This window comes from Aurantimonas aggregata, from assembly GCF_010500835.1.
In the GTDB taxonomy this organism is placed as follows: Bacteria; Pseudomonadota; Alphaproteobacteria; order Rhizobiales; family Rhizobiaceae; genus Aurantimonas; species Aurantimonas aggregata.
This window is the reverse complement of the sequence record NZ_JAAAMJ010000063.1, coordinates 1-2,815: the sequence shown is the minus strand read 5'-3', so window position 1 is coordinate 2,815 and position 2,815 is coordinate 1. Positions and strand designations below refer to the sequence as shown.

General features: G+C 64.8%; 3 protein-coding genes and 1 pseudogene. All 4 read right to left on the bottom strand.

What is annotated here, in order from left to right; translation table 11 throughout:
* Positions 1–56 precede the first annotated feature (56 nt).
* The 4 genes and pseudogenes from GTW51_RS23195 to tnpA all read right to left on the bottom strand — a co-directional run bounded on the left by GTW51_RS23195 (position 57) and on the right by tnpA (position 2,716).
* Positions 57–272, bottom strand: a complete 216-nt coding sequence (locus GTW51_RS23195) for a hypothetical protein (protein WP_163046384.1) — start codon at positions 270–272, stop codon at positions 57–59.
* Between the two features lie 3 nt (positions 273–275).
* Positions 276–1,880, bottom strand: coding sequence for an IS66 family transposase (gene tnpC, locus GTW51_RS23190; protein WP_163046385.1), 1,605 nt, complete (start codon positions 1,878–1,880; stop codon positions 276–278).
* Between the two features lie 96 nt (positions 1,881–1,976).
* Positions 1,977–2,324, bottom strand: a pseudogene (tnpB, locus tag GTW51_RS23185) (IS66 family insertion sequence element accessory protein TnpB).
* Positions 2,321–2,716: an IS66-like element accessory protein TnpA gene (tnpA, locus tag GTW51_RS23180; protein WP_163046383.1), complete on the bottom strand. Its 396-nt coding sequence runs from the start codon at positions 2,714–2,716 to the stop codon at positions 2,321–2,323. Before tnpA ends, tnpB begins: the two are co-directional and overlap by 4 nt.
* Between the last annotated feature and the right edge of the window lie 99 nt (positions 2,717–2,815).

Sequence of the window (2,815 nt, the reverse complement as noted above, 5' to 3'; positions counted from 1 at the left end):
GTAAGCATACGGGGAGGACCGCGGTCCGACCGGTTTGAGAGAGTCGGTTCTAGAACTCAGCCGGGACGATCGATCTGGTCCTTGATGATTTCCCGAAGGGCCTCGATGCCGTCATCGGTGAAGGCGAGGATTTCGGCATCGTTGATGTCGTAGATCCAGAGCATGCCGCCCTCTGGCTCGAGCTGATCGGATAGGTCCCACAGCAGGCTTTCGTCGCGGCCCAGGATCTGAGCGGCGCGCCGAAGCGTGAAGACGTGGGAGATGGCCGCCACGGCTCAAGCGGCCGCCTGCAGGATCGGCATCTTCCACTCCCATGGGAGCAGTTCGGGAAGCCGGTTCTGCCGCGTGTCGGCGATGCGGGTGAGGACATCGGCGAGCCAAGCCAGTGGATCGATGTCGTTGAGCTTGGCCGTCATGATCAGCGTGGTCATGGCTGCGGCACGGGCGGCTCCGCGATCGGAGCCGGCGAAGAGCCATGACTTCCTACCGAGGGCAAAACCTCGAAGCGCGCGCTCGGCCGCATTGTTCGTGAGGCAGACCCTACCGTCATCAAGGAACCGAGCAAATCGGTCCCAGCGCCGGAGCATGTAATCGATCGGCTTGGCGACCGAGGCCGAGCGCGACAGACGGCATCGCTCGTCGCGCAGCCACGCTTCCAGTTCAGCCACAAGAGGCACGCTTTGTTCCTGTCGGGCGCGCAGACGTTCTTCAGCGCTCAGGCCATTGATGGCGCGCTCGATGTCGAACAGCGCGTCGATGCGCCTGACCGCCTGCAGCGCCACCGGCGAGATTGCCGGTGCTTGTCTGCCGCGCCGTGCATTGGCCGCGATGTCGGCCAGCTCGAAGAACTGGCGCCTTGCATGCGCCCAACACAGCGCCGACGTGATCGCGCCCTGAGCCCGCGACGGATCATAGAGCCCGTTGTAGCCGCTGTAGGCGTCGGCCTGCAGGATGCCGGTATAGCCTCGAAGATGGCGCTCGGGATGCTCCTGCCGCCGATCCCGAGAGGCGTAATAGAGCGCTGCCGGCGGTGCGGTCCCGCCAAAAGGGCGGTCGTCGCGAACATAGGTCCAGATGTGGCCCGTCACCGTTTTGCCCTTCGCCAGGATCGGCACCGTCGTGTCGTCGCCATGCAGACGCTCGGCGGCAAGGACGTGGGCTTCGATCAGCGCATGGAGCGGCTGCAGCACCGTTGTGCAGGCGCCCACCTGGTCGGCCAGCGTCGACACGCTCAGATCGATACCCTCGCGCCGGTAACGCTCGCTCTGCCGGTTGAGGGGCTGGTGCTGACCGAACTTCTCGAACAGGATCATCGCCAGGAGGTTCGGACCGGCGAAGCCGCGGGGCGTCACGTGGAACGGCGCCGGCGGCTGCGTGATCTTCTCGCATTCCCGGCAGGAGAACTTCTCGCGCACGGTCTGGACGACCTTCCATTGGCGCGGGATCACCTCCAGTGTCTCGGTGACGTCCTCACCGAGCTTCGACAGCCTGGCCGAGCCGCAGCAGGAACAGGAGGTCGGCGCCGCAATCACAATGCGCTCGCGCGGCAGATGCTCGGAAAAGGGTTTGCGCGAGGGCCGCTTGCGCTGGAATGATTGCACCGTCTGCGTCCGGGCCGTGGCTTGTTCGGCCGTCAGCTCGTCCTCGGTCGCGGCCGCTTCCAGATCTTCCAGCTGCAGTTCCATCTGCTCCAGGAGCCGCGCCTTGCGCTCCGAGCGGCTGCCGTAAAGCTCGCGACGCAGTTTCTCGATCTCAAGCTTCAGATGCGCGATCAGCGCTTCCGTGCTCGACAGATCCGCCTGGGCATTGGCCGCCTCGGCGCGAGCGTCAACGAGCCGGGTCTCGGCTGCCACGCGTGCGGCGCGCTCGGCGAGGATCATCGCGTGGGCGCTGGCAAGATCGAAAGAGAGCGATTCAGGAGCGGCTTTCACGAGGATGATGGAATCACATCCACCAGAACCTGCAACCCAAAATCGTCAGCCGACCGAGGTCGGACGCCAGGTTTTCTGCGGATTTCTCCAATCGATCCCGGACAGCAGATAGCCGAGCTGCGCCGAGGAGATCGTCACCACGCCATCGGCGGCCGAGGGCCACAGGAACCGGCCGCGCTCCAGCTTCTTGGTGAACAGGCACGCACCCTGACCATCGTGCCAAATGACCTTCAAAAGATCGCCTCAGCGCCCACGAAAGCAAAAAAGATGACCGCCCAGGGGATCGCGTCGCAGAACCTCCTGAACCTGCAACGACAGTCCCGGAAAGCCCTTCCTCATATCGGTGTGGCCAGTCGCCAGCCATACCCGGACCCCGCTCGAAACCGGGATCATCGCCGCTCCAGGACATCGAGAACGCGGGAAAGCGCATCGGCATCGACGTCGGCGCCGACCCGAACGCATCGCCCTCGACCCAGATCGATCTCGATCCGGTCGGACAGCTTGTCCGGCGCCGCGGCCGCACCATCCAGCCTGATCGGCTCCGTCGAAACTGCCTCCTCGGTCACTGCGACCGGCAGAAAGACACCGACCTTCCCGGCATGCCTGATGTCGAAGCCGCGGCGCCAGCGATAAACCAGCGATCGGTCAAGGTCATGCCGCCGCGCCACCTCGCTCACCGTCATACCCGGTGCCAGCGTCTCCGAAACGATCCGCGCCTTCATCGCCGGCGAGAAGGCGCGCCGTCGACCGGCTCCGCTCACAATCTCCATTCGGTGAATGGGCACGTGGTTATCCTCGCTGCTTGCACCGTGGCTAGCCCATGGCCGACGGAAAACAGCAGGTCCTACGCCTCGAAACTAGGCGGCCCACGGCGTAGGGTTACG